Here is a 17,732-nt window from a genome sequence, read left to right on the forward strand (position 1 = left end):
GCCGGGAGTGGATTGCGAAATGGCCGTTTATGGGTGCGGAGCCAGCCCGATTTCCACGCCGGTCTTGTCGGTCAGGGCGAACTTGTCGACCAGATCGGCGCTGGCGGTGTTGAGCCCGCGCACCTGCACGCTGCGGCCGTGGCGGCGCATGCGCTCCACCACCTTGTCCAGCGCGGCGGTGGCCGAGATATCCCAGAAATGCGCGCCCGACACATCGATCATCACATGGTCTGACGGATCGGGCTGCTCGCCTTCGGGGCCAAGCCGGCGTTCGAACAGGTCGACACTGGCGAAGAAGATCTGTCCGGTGACGGTATAGACCGCCTGGTCAGCCTCACGCGTGCGCACGACGGAGAACATCTGCCGCACCTTGCCGGTGAAGAATATGCCCGACAGCAGCACGCCCACCAGCACGCCGATGGCCAGGTTATGCGTGGCGACAACCACCGCCACCGTGGTCAGCATGACGACCGAGGACGGCCACGGATGGTGGCGCAGATTGGGGATGGAGTTCCAGCTGAACGTGCCGATCGACACCATGATCATCACCGCCACCAGCGATGCCATGGGGATGCGGCCCACAATCGGACCCAGCGCCGCCAGCAGCACCAGCAAGGTCAGGCCCGCAGTAAAGGTGGAAAGCCGCCCGCGGCCTCCCGATGTCACGTTGATCACCGACTGGCCGATCATCGCGCAGCCGCCCATGCCGCCAAAGAAGGCGGCAACCACATTGGCCACGCCTTGCCCCGCGCACTCACGCTTCTTGTTGCTGTCCGTATGCGTCATGTCGTCCACGATCTGCGCGGTCAGCAGCGATTCCAGCAGGCCCACCGCCGCCATCGTCAGCGCATAGGGTGCGATGATGCGCAGTGTTTCCCAGTTCAGCGGCACATCGGGGAGGATGAAATAGGGCAGGCCTTCGGGCAGTTTGCCCATGTCGCCCACCGTGTGCACATCCAGGTCCAGGCCGATGGACAGCGCGCCCAGCACGATGATCGCCACCAGCGGCGAAGGCACGGCAGTGGTCAGGCGCGGCAGCAGGTAGATGATCGCCAGCCCGCCTATGACCATGGCGTAGGTGATCCACGGCATGCTGGTGTTCCAGTCAAAGCCGGTCAGCTGCGGCAGCTGCGCCACGAAGATCAGTATCGCCAGCGCGTTGACGAAGCCGGTGATGACCGAGCGCGAGACGAACTGCATCAGCAGGTCCAGCCGCAGCACGGCGGCAATGGCCTGGAAAATGCCCATCAGGATCGTGGCGGCGAACAGATATTCCACGCCGTGATCGCGCACCAGCGGCACCACCACCACGGCCACGGCGGCGGTTGCCGCGCTGATCATGCCGGGGCGGCCACCGGTAAAGGCGATCACCATGGCGATGGTGATGGAGGCATACAGCCCCACGCGCGGGTCTACCCCGGCGATGATGGAGAAGCCGATGGCTTCGGGGATGAGCGCGAGGGCGACCACGATTCCGGCAAGAATGTCATTGCGCGGATTTGCCAGCCAGTCGCGCTTGAGCGCGGCCATGTCGATCATGTTCAAGTCCGTGGATTGGCGCGCGGCCCGGTAACTCGGCGGCGCGCGGGAATACTATTGCAGGCCCTATCCTTCGCCATTGCAGCATAATCAAGGGCAGGGGCATGAATTTATCGCAACAGCAATGGGCCTTCCGGCCAAGGCGTCAATCGATATGTGTGACCCTGTCGTCGATGGAATTCGACTTCCGGTGGCCCACCGTGGCAGTAGAACGGGCCATCAATTCAACTCCGGGGACTTGCCGCATGACATCGAGGCTGCTGCCCTCCAGTACCGCAATCAGGACCGCAATCTGTGCCGTAATATGTGCTGCAATTGGCGTCACCACTCTGGCATTGCCGACACAGGCCCAGACCCTCGCAACAGCTGGTGAGAACGCCCCGCTGACCGCGCCGGAGATCGAATTCACCCAATGGACGCTGGACAATGGCCTGCGGGTGATTGCCATCCAGGATGACAGCACCGCCACCGTCACCACCTCGCTGTGGTATGAAGTGGGGTCCAAGCTCGATCCGGACAGGCGCTCGGGCTTTGCCCATCTGTTCGAACATATCCTCAGCCGCAAGACGCTGAACATGCCATACAACATGATCTATGGCCTCACCGCCGATGTGGGCGGCACGCGCAATGCCTCTACCGGCGATGACCGGACCAATTATTACGAGCAGGTGCCGGCGCAATATCTGGAAACCATGCTGTGGACCCACCGGGAGCGGATGGCCTTTCCGGTGATCGACGAACAAGTGTTCGAAAGCGAACGCGACGTGGTGAAGGAGGAGCTGCGCACCCGCATGCTGGCGCCGCCCTATGGCCGGCTGTCGCGCCAGGTGCTGCCCGAAATCGCCTATGACGTGCTGCCCCAGCGCCGTTCGACGATTGGTTCACTGGCAGACCTTGATCTGGCCACGCTGGACGATGCGCGCGCCTTTCATCAGGCCTATTACGGGCCGGATACCGCCACGCTGATCGTGGCCGGCAATTTCGACATGGCCAGTCTGCGCAGCCTTGTGGACCGGTATTTCGCCGATATCCCGCCGCGCGCCAATCCGCTGGACGTGACCATCACCGCGCGCGCGGAGCGCCGCACCCAGCCGCGCACCGCTGCCGCCTATGCTCCGGGCGTGCCGCTGCCTTTGATCGGCACCGTCTGGCAGGGGCCGGAACGGGCGCATCCCGATTCCGCCGCGCTCGAAGTGCTCAGCGCCATCATGGGGCGCGGTCAGAACAGCCGCTTCAATGCTTCGCTGATCCGCACCGGCAAGGCGGTGCAGGCCGAACGGCTGCTCGATTTCAACGAGGAAGGCGGCATGCTGGGATATTACGCCGTGCTCAATCCCGCCGCCGATATGGACGAAGTGGCGGGCATAATGGCTGCCGAGGCCGAGAGCTTCCGCACCGGGCTGGTGAGCGATGCCGAACTGGCCGAGGCGAAGAATGAGCTGATTTCGGATTCCCTGCGCGCACGCGAAACCGCCAGCGGGCGCGCTTTTGAACTGGGCGAGGCGCTGGTTTCCACCGGCGATCCGCGCGCGGCGGACCTGCGGCTGCGGGCGATTGCCGCGGTGACACCGCAGGATGTTCAGCGCGCGGCGCGGGTGTGGCTTGCGCCCGAAGCCCGGGTGGACCTGACGTATCAGAGCGGGGAGGACAATCCCGCCACCTATGCCAATCCCGTGCCCATGCCAGCGTTCCGCATTCTTCCGCCTGCGGTGGGCCAGCCGCTGGCGGTGCTGCCCGAAGGCGAGCGACAGGCCCCTCCCGCTCCCGGCCCGGTGCCGGTGGTCAGCGTGCCGCAATTCGTCCGCCATGATCTGGCCAATGGCATGGAAGTGATCGCCGCGCAGACGGGCGATGTGCCTCTGGCCACCATGACCGTGCTGGTCCCCGGTGGCAGCAAGAGTGATCCGCGCGCCAAGGCTGGCCTTGCCGACTTCGCCGCCGGACTGGCCAGCCGAGGCACCGCCACGCGCAGCGCGGAGGAAATCGCTGCGGCGCTGGAGAGCCTGGGGGCGGACTTTGGCGCCTCTGCCCGCAGCGATGGCACGGTCTTCACCCTGACCGCGCCGACCGCCAACCTGCCCGCAGCAGGAGAGATCTTCGCCGACATCATCCGCAACGCATCCTTCCCGCAGGACGAGCTGGAGCGTGAGCTTGCGCGCACGATGGATGGCCTGCGCATTGCGCTCAGCGATCCGGGATCGCTGGCGGGCATGGCGGTGCGTCCGCTGATCTATGGCGATGCGCCCTATGGCAATGTGACCAGCGGCATTCCGGCCAGTCTGGCCGCGCTCACCCGCGAAGACCTGGCCGCGCACCGCACGCAATACTGGCACCCGGCGGCATCGCAAGTGGTGGTCAGCGGCGGTATTGCGCCGACGGAGGCCTTTGCCCTGACACAGCACCTGTTCGGGGACTGGCAGGCAGAGGCACCCCCGCCTGCGGCTGTCGATGATCCTGCCGGTCCCTCCGTGCCCGTGCGCACCGTGGTGATCGACATGCCAGAGGCAGGCCAGGCGGCAGTGGTGCTGGCCGGGCGCGGTCCGGCGCAAGGCGAGCCATCATATTATCCGCTGGCGCTGGCCAATGCGGTGCTGGGCGGCGGGTCGAGCGGGCGCCTGTTCGAGGAAATCCGCACCAGGCGCTCACTGTCCTATGGCGCGTCGTCCTCGCTTGGGTCGCTGGCGGACGAGCCTTTGCTGACCGCCTCCTCACAGACTGCCAATGAGACGGTGGATGAGGTGGTGCAGGTGATGCTGGACGAATTCGCCCGCATCGGGACACAGCCGCTGGAGCAGGACCTGATCGACCGCCGCCGCCTTTACCTGACCGGCAGCCACGCCCGCCGCATGGAAACCTCCGCCGGCTTTTCCGGCATCGTCAGCAATTTGCTGGCGCTGGGCATCGATCCTGATGAGGCGGCGCAATATGCCGCGCGGCTTGGCGCGGTGACGCCGCAGGCGGCATCGGCGGCGGCGCAGGAATATTTCGATCCGGACAATATCTCTGTCGTGATCGTCGGCAATGCCGCCGCCTTCATCGATGATCTGCGCGCGATCCGGCCCGGCGTGGAAGTGATCCCGGCGGCCGAGCTTGACCTGTCGAGCGCCGATTTGCGGTAGGCGGCTCAAATCACCGGGGCGTTACTGCGCCTCGGCATACCAGAATTGCGCGTGGCAGACCGAGCAGGAAACATCCATGCCCGCCACCAGATCGCTGGCTGTATCGATATCCCGCGTGACGGCGGCACTTTCCAGCATCCGCGCCAACTGGGCGAATTCGCCGCCCATGGTGCGGAAACCCTGCGGATCATCATCCAGGAAACCCTGCACGTCCTCCATCGAAATCTCGAATTCCTCGGTCGTCATATTGCCGGGAGAGGCGGCGCGGATCGGGCCTTTCGCCGCGGCCATGCGCTCACCCTCTGCGGCCAGGGTGCCTGCCGCCGTCGCCAGCGCGGACCATTGTTCGTCGCCCATCAGTTCCGGGTCCAGCCCGCCATCTTCATTCATGGCATTATTGCCGACATCCCAGATCGCCACGATCGCCGGGTTGACCACTGTCTGCATGGCATGGCGGACATAATAGGGTTCGGCCTCCGCCTCGGCTTGCGCATATTCGGGGGCCTGCGAATATTCAGGGGCCTGCGAATATTCAGGGGCCTGGGCATAGGCCGTGGCACAGGCAGCCAGGGCAAGGGGAACAACCGCGACAAGCAAGCGCATGATCTTGATCCTTCTACTCGGCGGCTTCGGGCAGTTCCGCCTCTTCATTCAATTGCCTCGTCCACATCTCGGCGTAAAGCCCATCGTGGCGCAGCAACCGACCATGCGTACCCTGCTCGCAAATGCGCCCGTCCTGAATGACGTAGATCAAATCGCTGTCGGCAATGGTGGAAAGCCTGTGCGCGATGGAAATGGTGGTGCGCCCTTCGGACACGCGCTTCAGCGTGCCGAGGATATCCTGCTCCGTGCGGGTGTCGAGCGCGCTGGTCGCCTCGTCCAGCAACAGGATCGGCGGGTTCTTGAGCAAGGTTCGGGCAATCGCCACGCGCTGCTTCTCGCCGCCTGAAAGCTTCAGCCCGCGCTCCCCCACTTCGGTTTCCAGCTGCTGCGGCAGGCTCTTTATGAAGGGCCAGATCGCCGCATCGCGCGCCGCCTGGATGATTTCCGCATCGCCCGCACCTTCGCGGCCATAGCCGATGTTATAGCCGATGGTGTCGTTGAACAGCACGCTGTCCTGCGGGACGATGCCGATATGCGCGCGCAGGCTTTCCTGCTGCACCTGGGCGATATCCTGCCCGTCGATCAATATCCGGCCCTGCCACGGATCGTAGAAGCGGAACAGCAGCCGCCCGATGGTGGATTTGCCCGCGCCCGATGGACCTACCAGTGCCACGTGGCCGCCGGCGGGAACCTCGAAGCTGAGCCCGTGGAGGATCTGCCGGTCACGCTCATAGCCGAATTCGACATTGTCGAAGGTCAGCATGGGCCGGTGGATCAGCAGCGCGGGCGCACCGGGCACATCGGTCACTTCCATCGCCGTATCCATCAGGCGGAACATCTCCGCCATGTCGATCAGGCCCTGGCGGATCGTGCGATAGACCCAGCCGAGCATGTCCAGCGGACGGAACAGCTGCATCATATAGGTGTTCACCAGCACCAGATCGCCCACTGACAGCCGCCCCTGGCTCCAGCCCCACACGGTCCACGCCATCGCGCCGCCCATCATCAGCTGCAGGATTGCCGCCTGCACGATGTTGAGCAGGGCCAGCGAATTGTCGGTCTTGATGGCGGCTTCGGCATAATCGGCGGCGGTGGTGGCATAGCGTTCCTTCTCGCGCCGCTCCGCCCCGAAATATTTGACCGTCTCGTAATTCAGCAGCGAATCCACCGCGCGCGCCATCGCCTGCCCGTCGAGCGAGTTCATCCTGGCGCGCAGCTTGGTGCGCCATTCGGTAATCGCCTGGGTAATCCAGATGAAGGCGACGATGGCAAAGGCCGTGGCGGCCACGATTTCCCAGCCGAACAGCGTGTAGAAAATCACCGCCACCACCACCAGTTCGATGGCGGTGGGCATGATGTTGAACAGCAGGAAATAGATCATGTTGCTGATCGATTTCGTGCCGCGTTCTATCACCCGGGTGATTTCCCCCGTGCGGCGGGAGAGGTGGAAGCGCAGCGACAGGCGGTGCAATCGCTCGAACACATCTTCGGACAGGCTGCGCACGGCATCCTGCCCCACGCGGTTGAACACCATGTTGCGCGTCTGGTCGAAGGCGGTGGTGGCAAAGCGTCCGGCGGCATAGGCAATCACCAGCGCCATCGCCACCCACACGGCCTGGTCCACGGCGGAATCCTGCCCGGCGGACATGGTATCCACCGCGCGGGCATAGGCCAGCGGCAGTGTGAGCACGACCACCTTGGCGGCCAGCACCAGCAGCGCGGCCACGGCAATGCGCCAGCGCAAGTCCGGGCGGTCACGCGGCCACAGATAGGGCAGGAACCGGCGCACGGTTGGCCATCCGGCCTGCTCGCTCAGTTCACCGGTCTTGTCTGTCTGCTTGTCCGCCATGGTCATGAAGTGGGGTCTGGCGGGCCTTGCGGCAATATGTTTTCTCTACAGCTCGCCCAGACGCCCGAAGGTGGGCAGGGTGGGCAGGCGCGATCCATCGGGCAGGTCGAACATCACCCGGCGGCTGGGGAAATCGATCGCCACCCGTTCGAAAACCCGCAATTCGTTCATCCCCAGGATCAGCGCCGGCTCATCCGCCAGGCCGAGCATGGCGAAAGTGGGCGATTCGACAAAGGTCACCAGGAAATTGGAAAGCTGGGCGCGGCCAAGGTCGAGCGAGCGCACGACGCGCAGCAGGCTGGTCTGCTGCACGCCGTTGATGTCGGTCATTTCAGCCTCGCCGCTGTGGCGCGATCGGCGCAGGCGGCGGGAGAGCGCGTCATTGGCGATCGAGCCCTGCGCGCCGGTATCGACGATCACCGCGGTGCGCACACCGTCCAGCCGCGCGCGGGCGATAATCATCTGGTCACCCACGCGGCGGGCCTTCACCACGATGTCATAGTCATTGCGGTCGATGGCGGTCTCTAGGTCGGCAATCTCGATCAGGCGGTTCTCGAAATCGAGCAGGATGCGCTGGTCCTGCAGAGAATCCAGCCCGAGTATGCCATCCGCGCCGCCAATATTGTCCGCTTCCACCAGCGCGGCCAGCGCATCGAAGCGGCTGCTGGTGCCAAACCCCAGTTCGGGAATTTGCGTGGTCTGGATCTCGCGCGTGCTGGCCATGCCCACCAGTGTCGTCGCCTGTCGCCCGGTCAGTTGCAAGTGATCGGCCAGCGCGTGCGACAGGACGGTGGCCTGCGCGCCGGTGTCGATCATGAACTGGAACGGGCCTTGCCCATTGATGGTGACGGGCACGGTCATGCGGCGATAACGCTCATCCAGCAGCGGCAGGACCTGTGTCTGTTCCTGCGTTACGGGGGCCAGGTCCGCCTCTGCTTCCTGTGCCTTTGCGGGGACGGCAACCAGCCATCCCATCAGCGATATGGCGGCAGCATTCTTGAGCCATTGCATGGCAATTCTCCTGCGCAGCGGGAAATACCGCCGCGTCTCGGCAGGTTATATAGCATGCGCAGTTGTGACACAGAAACCGGACCCTTGGTCCGTGGTGGCTGATGCGGTGGGCGCGCAGATTCTCCGCGCGCCAGCCGCGGCGATCAGAAGCGACCGAGCTGGTAGAAAAAGGGATCGGTGCCCGCATCCACCTTGCGCGCGAACCACGCATTGGAAGCGGTGATGGCGCTGGTGTCTTCCGTCTTGAGCAGCTTGGGGTGATATCCGCCGCCGCTCCAGTCGATAAAGCGCCGCGCCGGTTCGATCCGGTCGGCGAACAGGCGGCCAAGGACTGTCTGGCATACATGCTCATCGGGGCACTGGGTAAACACCAGCCGTCCGGACTTTTGCAGGCGGGTCACCTCGCGCTCCATCCGGATGGCGGCGTCGCGCGGGACAGAGAACCAGCCGCTGCCCTTCAGCCAGCGGGAACCGGCATAGCGTCGGCGATGAATGCCTGCACCACGCATGATCTTGCTGAAGGACCAGCTCAGCCTGGTCTGCGCGCGCTGGATGTTTTCAGTCAGCCGGTTACATCCAGGCACGGATAGGCCGCGCTCATCAAACCACCAGTCATCCATCCGCTTTTCCTGCAGCTCGCCCCACAAGTCAGCGAAAACGGGCTTCCGGTTGGCAAAGCTGGCGATGTCCTCCACCATCCGGCTGCGCGAACAGACCGGCCAGTCCGCCCCGCTCAGCAAATGGAAATAGTCGAAGTCCGCGCGCAATGCCTCGCGCACAAGCAGCTGCTGCGCCTCGACCAGACTGCGATGCGCCCACAGGACTTTCGTCGGGTGCATCACCAGCCGCAGCCGCCCCGATGGATGGGCGGCAAAGCGATCACGCTGATGGCGCCACAGGTCCGATCTCCTGTCCAGATGCAGCACCACCAGATCGTCGCTGTCGGGCGCCAGCAAGGTGTCGATCAGCCGGGCCAGCTGGTCGGCGTTGGCATGGGCGAGGATGGCAAAGACGAAACGCATCGCGCTGCTCAGGCCTGCCGCGCGCGCAGCCGCAGGGCGAAGCCGGACCCGATGCTGACAATCTCATCCCACAGCGGATGGCGCAGCAGCCACAGGGCGGCGAGCCAGAGCGGCGCGCCCATCAGCGCAAAGCTGCCCAGCGTGGCAATCCCGCAATAGCGAAAATCGGGCATGACAAGGGCAGCGATGCTGAGCGGGACGATGGCGGCAACGGTGGCGACCAGCCCCTTGGCATAGATCCGCACCAGCCGCAGCGGCGAAAGGTCGATCAACCCGCAGATGAAGAACACATAGATGAAGATCCAGATCGCCGCATAGGCAATGCGCGAGACGGCGGCCATCTCCACCGAGACCATCGCGCCCGCGATCAGCAGCGTCACCGATACGATGGTATCGAGGATGTTGCGCCGCGTCAGCTTCTTCATCTCGCCATGCAGGATGGGGATTTCCATCTGCATCGGCAGCGCTTCGAACAGCATCTCGCTGATGGCGATCAGTTGCAGGATGGGGGCAACGGCGATCCAGCGCGGGCCGAACAGCGATTCCACCAGTGGCTCCGCGCCAATCGCAAGGCCTGCCATCACCGGCCATGTGCTGGCGGTGAAACAGGCGACGACCTTGAGATAGGGTTCGGCCAGCGATCCTCCGCGCCGCTGGATGCGGGCAAAGGATGGATAGACCACGCTGCCTATACCGCCAGAAACCAGAGTGCGCAGCTGCGAGGCAAGCCCGGTCGATCTGGTATAGATGCCGGTGGCCGCAAGGCTGAGGAACTTGCCGACGATCAGGTCGGCAGAGCGGGAGCCGACCGCGCCGATGATGAACAGATAGCTCGATTGCGAACCGAAGCGCAGGACCTCGGCCAGCCCGTCAAAGCGCGGTGGAAAGGGCAGGGCCGGGCGCAGGGCCTGCCCGGCAATGGCGCGGATGGCAGCCGATGCCACCATCGCCCAGGCCAGCGACAGGGCGGAAAAGCCCGCCATCGCCATGCCAATCGCCACGCCGCCCTGCACAAAGGCGCTCGACACATTGACCACGAACAGACGGCCAAAGGCCATTTCGCGCGACAGCAGAGCGACCGGCATGATCGAGAATGCGGAAAAGCCATAGCTGAGCGCGATGATCAGCAGGATCGGCAGCAGGTCCGCATGGCCATAGAAGGATGCCACTGCCGGCGATGCCGCGGCAATGGCCAGGCCCACGGTCCATGAAAAGACCACCGCCACGCTGGAGCAGCGGGCCGTTTCTTCATGATCCAGCCGGGCCAGACCGGTAATATATCGGGTGAGGCCAAAGTCCTGCAGCACCGCCACCATCATCGCGGCGGCCAGGGCGATGGAGAACAGGCCTACCTCATCGGGCGCGAGGAAAAAGCGCGAGATGATGACGGAGGTGATGAACTGGATGACGAAGCCGGTGTACTGGCTGCCCATCGCCCACACCGCTGCGCTGCGCACGCTTCTGGTGGCAGGCTCCCTTGCGGCGGGATCATCGCCGTCGGGGGGGTGGGAGGTCGCTTCGGCCACGCCGTGCCTCAGTTCGTTGCCAGCACGGTGGTCAGGCGCAGCGCGCGCAGCGGCTCGCCCAGCCGCACCAGACGCAGCACAGTGCGCCACATGCCTTCATGCGATCCACCCTCGCGGATATGGCTGAGCATGATGTCGAAACCCTGATCGCGCAGGCCCACGGGCGAATGCAATATGCCGCGCGCCACTTTCTCCCGCACGCGCTGACCGATGCCCTGCTCGCCGAACAGCGCATCCAGCTGATCGATGGGGGGCAGCTGGTCCAGACTGGCGGTGGGATCATCCTTGCCCGCCGCGCGCTGGTGATAGGCTTCATAGGCAACCGCAGCGCCGATCTGCTGCTCGGTCGCGTGGCGCTTCGATACCTGTCCGGCATAATGGCGGTACTGGATCAGCCGCTCGGGAATATTGGCCAGCCTGGTGACGGAGGCCAGCCGCAGCCACAGGTCCAGATCCTCGCAATGGCGGAAGGCGGCATGATAACCGCCCTGCGCCAGCACCAGATCGCGCCGGTACATCACCGCCGGGTGGCAGAACAACGGCCCGCCATGCGCCATGTTGTGCTCGAACTGCTCATGCGTGACAGGATGCTCGCGGCCCTTGGACAGGAACAGCGATCCGTTCTCGTCCATATCCTGGCTCCAGCTACCGACCACCCCGTGATCGGGGTTCTCCGCCAGGAAGCGCAGCTGCGTCTCGAATCGACTGGGCCGGCTGTTGTCGTCCGCATCCATGCGAGCCACGATTGGTGCGCGTGCCAGGGCCAGCAACTGGTTGAGGCTGACGATCAGGCCGCGGTTCTCCCGGATGATCGGGCGGATGCGCTGGTCCTGACCGGCATAGCGGCGGATGATATCGGCGGTGCCGTCGCTCGATCCGTCGTCCAGGATCAGGAATTCGAAGTCGGTAAAGCTCTGCGCCAGTATGCTCTCGATCGCCTCGGCCAGGAATCGCTCGCCATTATATACGCTCATCGCCACGCTCAGCGCGGGAGGTGTGTCAGGCAGGTCTTCGGTCACAGTCATCGTTGGGCCCAGGCATGTTGCGCGGCGCGCCCAAATCCCGGGCACGTGCGCAAACTCGTTTCGCTCGGTGCCTTCTTTGCCCGTTTTTGGTTAACGAAGCTTTCAAAGGGACGGGGGAAGGGCGGCGGGCAGAGCCGCAATATCCGCCGCATGACAGCGCGCGGATCAGGGCATTTTGAACGCCCCCAGATCAGGCCCCAGATCAGGCCCCTATATAGAGGCGTATATAGAGGCCGTCAGATGAGGCCCGGATCAGCGGTCATTATCCACCCTGCATATAGAGCAAGTGACGGCCTCTTTTCGGGCATTGCCGCCAACTGGTGCGACACGCCTTGGCTGTCACAGCTGCGGGCACGCCGAATCAAAAGAACGCCGATCAGCACGATTCGAACACCCGCAGGCACGAATCCACCCAGGCTTTGCCGCCAATGGCCGTGATCCAGGGTGTGGAATCGCATTTGGACCGGCAGATGAGGGGAGCAGACGGTAACAGACTACCGCCAGACTGCCACCAGACGGGGCGATCAAGGGGGTAAACCGGGTGCCATGCCCAGCTGGACCCACGGAAAACCGCGGATTTCCGCCAATTACGACGTTTTTGAAATAAAATTGCAGAAAGGCGTTGACCCGACTCAAAGGCCCCCATATATGCCCTCTCACCGGAGCGGAGACGACGGTTTCAACCTTCTCCTCGCACTGGTCGCCAACATAGATCGGACAGCAAGTCCCCCGGTAGATTAAATCGGGGAACGCTAACTGTCCGCTTCTTTCTGTTGAGTGGCTCTTTGACATTGTCGTATTTTAGATGAAGGGACATGTGGGCGACGGCGCCCGGTCCGGGGGTCTCAAGGCTCCGGGTACCGGTTAACTTAAGCCGATTGCCACATCCTTCGCGGACACCACGTCTGCGTTGTGATGATGCATGTCCTTCGTATCCATTACGTTAGATAGTGCAGGTATCGGCTCCTTGAAGCTCATGCTTGACTGGTTAGCGATCGTCAGATCGTGCCGGTTTTGTATGTGACACAAACTTGAGAGTTTGATCCTGGCTCAGAACGAACGCTGGCGGCATGCCTAACACATGCAAGTCGAACGAACCCTTCGGGGTGAGTGGCGCACGGGTGCGTAACGCGTGGGAACCTGCCTTTAGGTTCGGAATAACAGTTAGAAATGACTGCTAATACCGAATAATGTCTTCGGACCAAAGATTTATCGCCTTTAGATGGGCCCGCGTTGGATTAGCTAGTTGGTGGGGTAAAGGCTCACCAAGGCGACGATCCATAGCTGGTCTTAGAGGATGATCAGCCACACTGGGACTGAGACACGGCCCAGACTCCTACGGGAGGCAGCAGTGGGGAATATTGGACAATGGGCGAAAGCCTGATCCAGCAATGCCGCGTGAGTGATGAAGGCCTTAGGGTTGTAAAGCTCTTTTACCAGGGATGATAATGACAGTACCTGGAGAATAAGCTCCGGCTAACTCCGTGCCAGCAGCCGCGGTAATACGGAGGGAGCTAGCGTTGTTCGGAAATACTGGGCGTAAAGCGAACGTAGGCGGCCAAGTAAGTCAGGGGTGAAATCCCGGGGCTCAACCCCGGAACTGCCTTTGAAACTGCTAGGCTAGAATCCTGGAGAGGCGAGTGGAATTCCGAGTGTAGAGGTGAAATTCGTAGATATTCGGAAGAACACCAGTGGCGAAGGCGACTCGCTGGACAGGTATTGACGCTGAGGTTCGAAAGCGTGGGGAGCAAACAGGATTAGATACCCTGGTAGTCCACGCCGTAAACGATGATAACTAGCTGTCCGGGCTCATAGAGCTTGGGTGGCGCAGCTAACGCATTAAGTTATCCGCCTGGGGAGTACGGTCGCAAGATTAAAACTCAAAGGAATTGACGGGGGCCTGCACAAGCGGTGGAGCATGTGGTTTAATTCGAAGCAACGCGCAGAACCTTACCAGCGTTTGACATCCTTGTCGCGGATTTCAGAGATGATTTCCTTCAGTTCGGCTGGACAAGTGACAGGTGCTGCATGGCTGTCGTCAGCTCGTGTCGTGAGATGTTGGGTTAAGTCCCGCAACGAGCGCAACCCTCGTCCTTAGTTGCCATCATTTAGTTGGGAACTCTAAGGAAACCGCCGGTGATAAGCCGGAGGAAGGTGGGGATGACGTCAAGTCCTCATGGCCCTTACACGCTGGGCTACACACGTGCTACAATGGCGGTGACAGTGAGCAGCGATCCCGCAAGGGTTAGCTAATCTCCAAAAACCGTCTCAGTTCGGATTGTTCTCTGCAACTCGAGAGCATGAAGGCGGAATCGCTAGTAATCGCGGATCAGCATGCCGCGGTGAATACGTTCCCAGGCCTTGTACACACCGCCCGTCACGCCATGGGAGTTGGTTTCACCCGAAGGTGGTGCGCTAACCTGTTTACAGGAGGCAGCCAACCACGGTGGGATCAGCGACTGGGGTGAAGTCGTAACAAGGTAGCCGTAGGGGAACCTGCGGCTGGATCACCTCCTTTCTAAGGATATTGGCGGAAAGCGCCGGCACTTGTTGCCGGAAGTGCTTCCTCCTCTTCCAAAGAACATGCCGTCGTCCTCATGTCCCTTCATCTCTGGAAAAAACACCAGGCGCCTTGGCGTGTGGTGTTTATGCCTGAGCTGGCTAACGCCGCCCGCGGCACGCCCAAACCTTTATGGATTTGGCGGCTAGCGAAGGCAGCGGGCCTGTAGCTCAGTTGGTTAGAGCGCACCCCTGATAAGGGTGAGGTCGGTGGTTCGAATCCACCCAGGCCCACCACTATCCGTTTGGTTGCAATTGGGGCCTTAGCTCAGCTGGGAGAGCACCTGCTTTGCAAGCAGGGGGTCATCGGTTCGATCCCGATAGGCTCCACCAGCCAAACAGATCCAGAGATGAAGAAACGAAATCCGGTCCGGATGCAAATCCAGGGCCCGGTAGTACGGCATTGGCCGTACGTCTTTGACATTGTGAATGGGTTTTTAAATCGATGCCGTGGCGGTATCGTCGTACAGGGTCAGACCTTCGGGGCTGAGCTTTGTCAGGCGATATCATCACAAATTCAATTTTAAATTGATTATCTGGCTGAGATAATCCTCCGCATCATTGCAAGGCGATCAAGCGTTATGCAGGCTTGTCGTTGATGGTGTGGATTCTCAAGCGCGAGGTAAGAGCATTTGGTGGATGCCTTGGCATGTACAGGCGATGAAGGACGTGGCACGCTGCGATAAGCGTCGGGGAGATGTGAGCAATCTTTGATCCGGCGATTTCCGAATGGGGAAACCCACCTTCACCATTTCTTCCTGGTCTCTTTCGAGGGATCCGGGCGAGGTGGATAAGGTATTACCTTAGTGAATAAAATAACTTTGGTGAAGCAAACCCGGGGAACTGAAACATCTCAGTACCCGGAGGAAAAGACATCAACCGAGATTCCGTTAGTAGTGGCGAGCGAACGCGGACCAGGCCAGTGCCTTCATTTCAACTAGCAGAACACTTTGGGAAGAGTGGCCATAGCGGGTGACAGCCCCGTATGCAAAAGTGATGATGAAGGACTCGAGTAGGGCGGAACACGTGAAATTCTGTCTGAACATGGGGGGACCACCCTCCAAGCCTAAATACTCGTACATGACCGATAGTGAACAAGTACCGTGAGGGAAAGGTGAAAAGCACCCCGATTAGGGGAGTGAAAAAGTACCTGAAACCGAATGCTTACAATCAGTTGGAGCCCCTTTGGGGGGTGACAGCGTACCTCTTGCATAATGGGTCAGTGACTTAATCTAACATGCAAGCTTAAGCCGTTAGGTGTAGGCGCAGCGAAAGCGAGTCTGAATAGGGCGAACATAGTATGTTGGATTAGACCCGAAACCCGGCGATCTAGGCATGACCAGGTTGAAGGTGCAGTAACATGCACTGGAGGACCGAACCGTTGTATGTTGAAAAATGCTCGGATGAGTTGTGTTTAGGGGTGAAAGGCCAATCAAGCCGGGAAATAGCTGGTTCTCCGCGAAATCTATTGAGGTAGAGCGTCGAATGTATGCCATCGGGGGTAGAGCACTGGATGGGCTAGGGGGTCGCGAGATCTACCAAACCTAACCAAACTCCGAATACCGATGAGTCTTGTTCGGCAGACAGACGGCGGGTGCTAAGGTCCGTCGTCAAAAGGGAAACAGCCCTAACCTACAGCTAAGGTCCCCAAGTCATCACTAAGTGGGAAAGCATGTGGGATTTCCAAAACAACCAGGAGGTTGGCTTAGAAGCAGCCATCCTTTAAAGAAAGCGTAACAGCTCACTGGTCTAAATAAGAGATCCTGCGGCGAAGATGTAACGGGGCTAAAGTGATGCACCGAAGCTTAGGGTTCATAGTTTACTATGAGCGGTAGCGGAGCGTTCCGTAAGTTGATGAAGCCGAAGGGTAACCGACGGTGGAGATATCGGAAGTGCGAATGCTGACATGAGTAGCGATAAAGAGGGTGAGATGCCCTCTCGCCGAAAGACCAAGGGTTCCTGCGCAACGCTAATCGGCGCAGGGTGAGCCGGCCCCTAAGACGAGCCCGAAGGGGGTAGTCGATGGGAACCACGTTAATATTCGTGGGCCTGAAGATGTGTGACGGATGGTGGAAGTAGTTCGATCTTATTGGATTGATCGGGCTGCCAAGCTGTTCCAGGAAATAGCCTCTTCATATAGACCGTACCCGAAACCGACACAGGTGGTCAGGTAGAGTATACCAAGGCGCTTGAGTGAAGTATCCTGAAGGAACTCGGCAAATTGCCTCCGTACCTTCGGAAGAAGGAGGCCCAACCTTTGCGCAAGCAATTGTTGGGGGCACAGGCCAGGGGGTAGCGACTGTTTATCAAAAACACAGGACTCTGCTAAGTCGGCTTCAAGACGACGTATAGGGTCTGACGCCTGCCCGGTGCTGGAAGGTTAAGAGGAGGAGTGCAAGCTCCGAATTGAAGCCCCAGTAAACGGCGGCCGTAACTATAACGGTCCTAAGGTAGCGAAATTCCTTGTCGGGTAAGTTCCGACCTGCACGAATGGCGTAACGACTTCCCCACTGTCTCCAGGATATGCTCAGCGAAATTGAAGTTCCCGTGAAGATGCGGGATACCCGCGGTTAGACGGAAAGACCCCGTGCACCTTTACTGCAGCTTCAGAGTGGCATTAGGAAAGAGTTGTGTAGCATAGGTGGGAGGCTTTGAAACTTGGGCGCCAGTCCGAGTGGAGCCATAGGTGAAATACCACCCTGCTGTTTTCTGATGTCTAACTAACTACCGTTATCCGGTAGTAGGACCCTCTGTGGCGGGTAGTTTGACTGGGGCGGTCGCCTCCTAAAGAGTAACGGAGGCGCGCGATGGTAGGCTCAGGCCGGTTGGAAACCGGCTGCGAGAGTGCAATGGCATAAGCCTGCCTGACTGCGAGACTGACGAGTCGAGCAGAGACGAAAGTCGGTCATAGTGATCCGGTGGTCCCTCGTGGAAGGGCCATCGCTCAACGGATAAAAGGTACGCCGGGGATAACAGGCTGATACTGCCCAAGAGCTCATATCGACGGCAGTGTTTGGCACCTCGATGTCGGCTCATCACATCCTGGGGCTGGAGCAGGTCCCAAGGGTTTGGCTGTTCGCCAATTAAAGTGGTACGTGAGCTGGGTTCAGAACGTCGCGAGACAGTTTGGTCCCTATCTGCCGTGGGCGTCGATTGTTGAGAGGAGTTGCCCCTAGTACGAGAGGACCGGGGTGAACGTACCTCTGGTGTACCTGTCATTGCGCCAGCAGTGCCGCAGGGTAGCTATGTACGGAAGGGATAACCGCTGAAAGCATCTAAGCGGGAAGCCTCCCTCAAGATAAGCAATCATCGAACCGTGATAGACCATCACGTTGATAGGCTGGGTGTGGAAGTGCAGTAATGCATGTAGCTAACCAGTCCTAATAGTTCTGTTCGCGCTTGTGAGTCCCACCATCAATGACAGGCCTGCAAAGGTTTGCCTCATTGAACGGAGGATTTGTCCAAGCCGGATGATCGCC

At 60.9% G+C, this 17,732-nt stretch carries 8 protein-coding genes, 2 tRNA genes and 2 rRNA genes; 5 read left to right on the top strand and 7 right to left on the bottom strand.

What is annotated here, in order from left to right; all coding sequences use genetic code 11:
* Positions 1-27: 27 nt before the first annotated feature.
* Positions 28-1,539, bottom strand: a complete 1,512-nt coding sequence (locus GRI32_RS01705) for a SulP family inorganic anion transporter (RefSeq protein ID WP_160589388.1) — start codon at positions 1,537-1,539, stop codon at positions 28-30.
* A 335-nt stretch (positions 1,540-1,874) separates the two neighbouring features.
* Between GRI32_RS01705 and GRI32_RS01710 the strand changes: the two genes are divergently transcribed.
* Positions 1,875-4,658, top strand: a complete 2,784-nt coding sequence (locus GRI32_RS01710; RefSeq protein WP_237437311.1) for a M16 family metallopeptidase — start codon at positions 1,875-1,877, stop codon at positions 4,656-4,658.
* 21 nt (positions 4,659-4,679) lie between these two features.
* Here GRI32_RS01710 and GRI32_RS01715 read toward each other — a convergent pair whose 3' ends face one another.
* The 6 genes from GRI32_RS01715 to GRI32_RS01740 all read right to left on the bottom strand — a co-directional run bounded on the left by GRI32_RS01715 (position 4,680) and on the right by GRI32_RS01740 (position 11,694).
* On the bottom strand, positions 4,680-5,261 hold the full coding sequence (locus GRI32_RS01715) for a hypothetical protein (RefSeq protein ID WP_160589390.1): 582 nt from the start codon (positions 5,259-5,261) through the stop codon (positions 4,680-4,682).
* A gap of 13 nt (positions 5,262-5,274) precedes the next feature.
* Positions 5,275-7,110, bottom strand: coding sequence for an ABC transporter transmembrane domain-containing protein (locus tag GRI32_RS01720; RefSeq protein ID WP_160589573.1), 1,836 nt, complete (start codon positions 7,108-7,110; stop codon positions 5,275-5,277).
* A gap of 45 nt (positions 7,111-7,155) precedes the next feature.
* Complete coding sequence (locus GRI32_RS01725) at positions 7,156-8,121, bottom strand: retroviral-like aspartic protease family protein (protein WP_160589391.1); 966 nt, start codon at positions 8,119-8,121, stop codon at positions 7,156-7,158.
* A 143-nt stretch (positions 8,122-8,264) separates the two neighbouring features.
* Positions 8,265-9,143: a beta-1,6-N-acetylglucosaminyltransferase gene (locus tag GRI32_RS01730; protein ID WP_160589392.1), complete on the bottom strand. Its 879-nt coding sequence runs from the start codon at positions 9,141-9,143 to the stop codon at positions 8,265-8,267.
* A gap of 8 nt (positions 9,144-9,151) precedes the next feature.
* Positions 9,152-10,669 (bottom strand): oligosaccharide flippase family protein, encoded by a 1,518-nt coding sequence (locus tag GRI32_RS01735; protein ID WP_160589393.1) that lies wholly within the window; start codon positions 10,667-10,669, stop codon positions 9,152-9,154.
* 8 nt (positions 10,670-10,677) lie between these two features.
* Positions 10,678-11,694 carry a glycosyltransferase gene (locus GRI32_RS01740; protein WP_202385892.1) on the bottom strand — a complete coding sequence of 339 codons (1,017 nt, stop codon included), beginning with the start codon at positions 11,692-11,694 and terminating at the stop codon, positions 10,678-10,680.
* Between the two features lie 1,027 nt (positions 11,695-12,721).
* On the opposite strand from GRI32_RS01740, the gene GRI32_RS01745 reads away from it, so the two are divergent.
* From GRI32_RS01745 to GRI32_RS01760, 4 genes are all read left to right on the top strand, one after another.
* A 16S ribosomal RNA gene (locus GRI32_RS01745) occupies positions 12,722-14,212 on the top strand.
* 201 nt (positions 14,213-14,413) lie between these two features.
* A tRNA-Ile gene (locus GRI32_RS01750) sits at positions 14,414-14,490 on the top strand.
* Positions 14,491-14,510: 20 nt separating this feature from the next.
* Positions 14,511-14,586: transfer RNA gene (locus GRI32_RS01755), tRNA-Ala, on the top strand.
* A 279-nt stretch (positions 14,587-14,865) separates the two neighbouring features.
* Positions 14,866-17,657 (top strand): 23S ribosomal RNA (locus tag GRI32_RS01760).
* Together the 16S and 23S rRNA genes with 2 tRNA genes alongside form the textbook arrangement of a ribosomal RNA operon.
* The last annotated feature ends 75 nt before the right edge of the window (positions 17,658-17,732 follow it).

It is taken from the genome of Alteraurantiacibacter aestuarii, from assembly GCF_009827405.1.
GTDB classification, from domain to species: domain Bacteria; phylum Pseudomonadota; class Alphaproteobacteria; order Sphingomonadales; family Sphingomonadaceae; genus Alteraurantiacibacter; species Alteraurantiacibacter aestuarii.

What these genes read in the sequence shown, in the direction of transcription:
- GRI32_RS01705 (WP_160589388.1), bottom strand. Translation starts at nt 1,539, where the DNA reads ATGATCGACATGGCCGCGCTCAAGCGCGACTGGCTGGCAAATCCGCGC.
- GRI32_RS01715 (WP_160589390.1), bottom strand. Translation starts at nt 5,261, where the DNA reads ATGCGCTTGCTTGTCGCGGTTGTTCCCCTTGCCCTGGCTGCCTGTGCC.
- GRI32_RS01720 (WP_160589573.1), bottom strand. Translation starts at nt 7,110, where the DNA reads ATGGCGGACAAGCAGACAGACAAGACCGGTGAACTGAGCGAGCAGGCC.
- GRI32_RS01725 (WP_160589391.1), bottom strand. Translation starts at nt 8,121, where the DNA reads ATGCAATGGCTCAAGAATGCTGCCGCCATATCGCTGATGGGATGGCTG.
- GRI32_RS01730 (WP_160589392.1), bottom strand. Translation starts at nt 9,143, where the DNA reads ATGCGTTTCGTCTTTGCCATCCTCGCCCATGCCAACGCCGACCAGCTG.
- GRI32_RS01740 (WP_202385892.1), bottom strand. Translation starts at nt 11,694, where the DNA reads ATGACTGTGACCGAAGACCTGCCTGACACACCTCCCGCGCTGAGCGTG.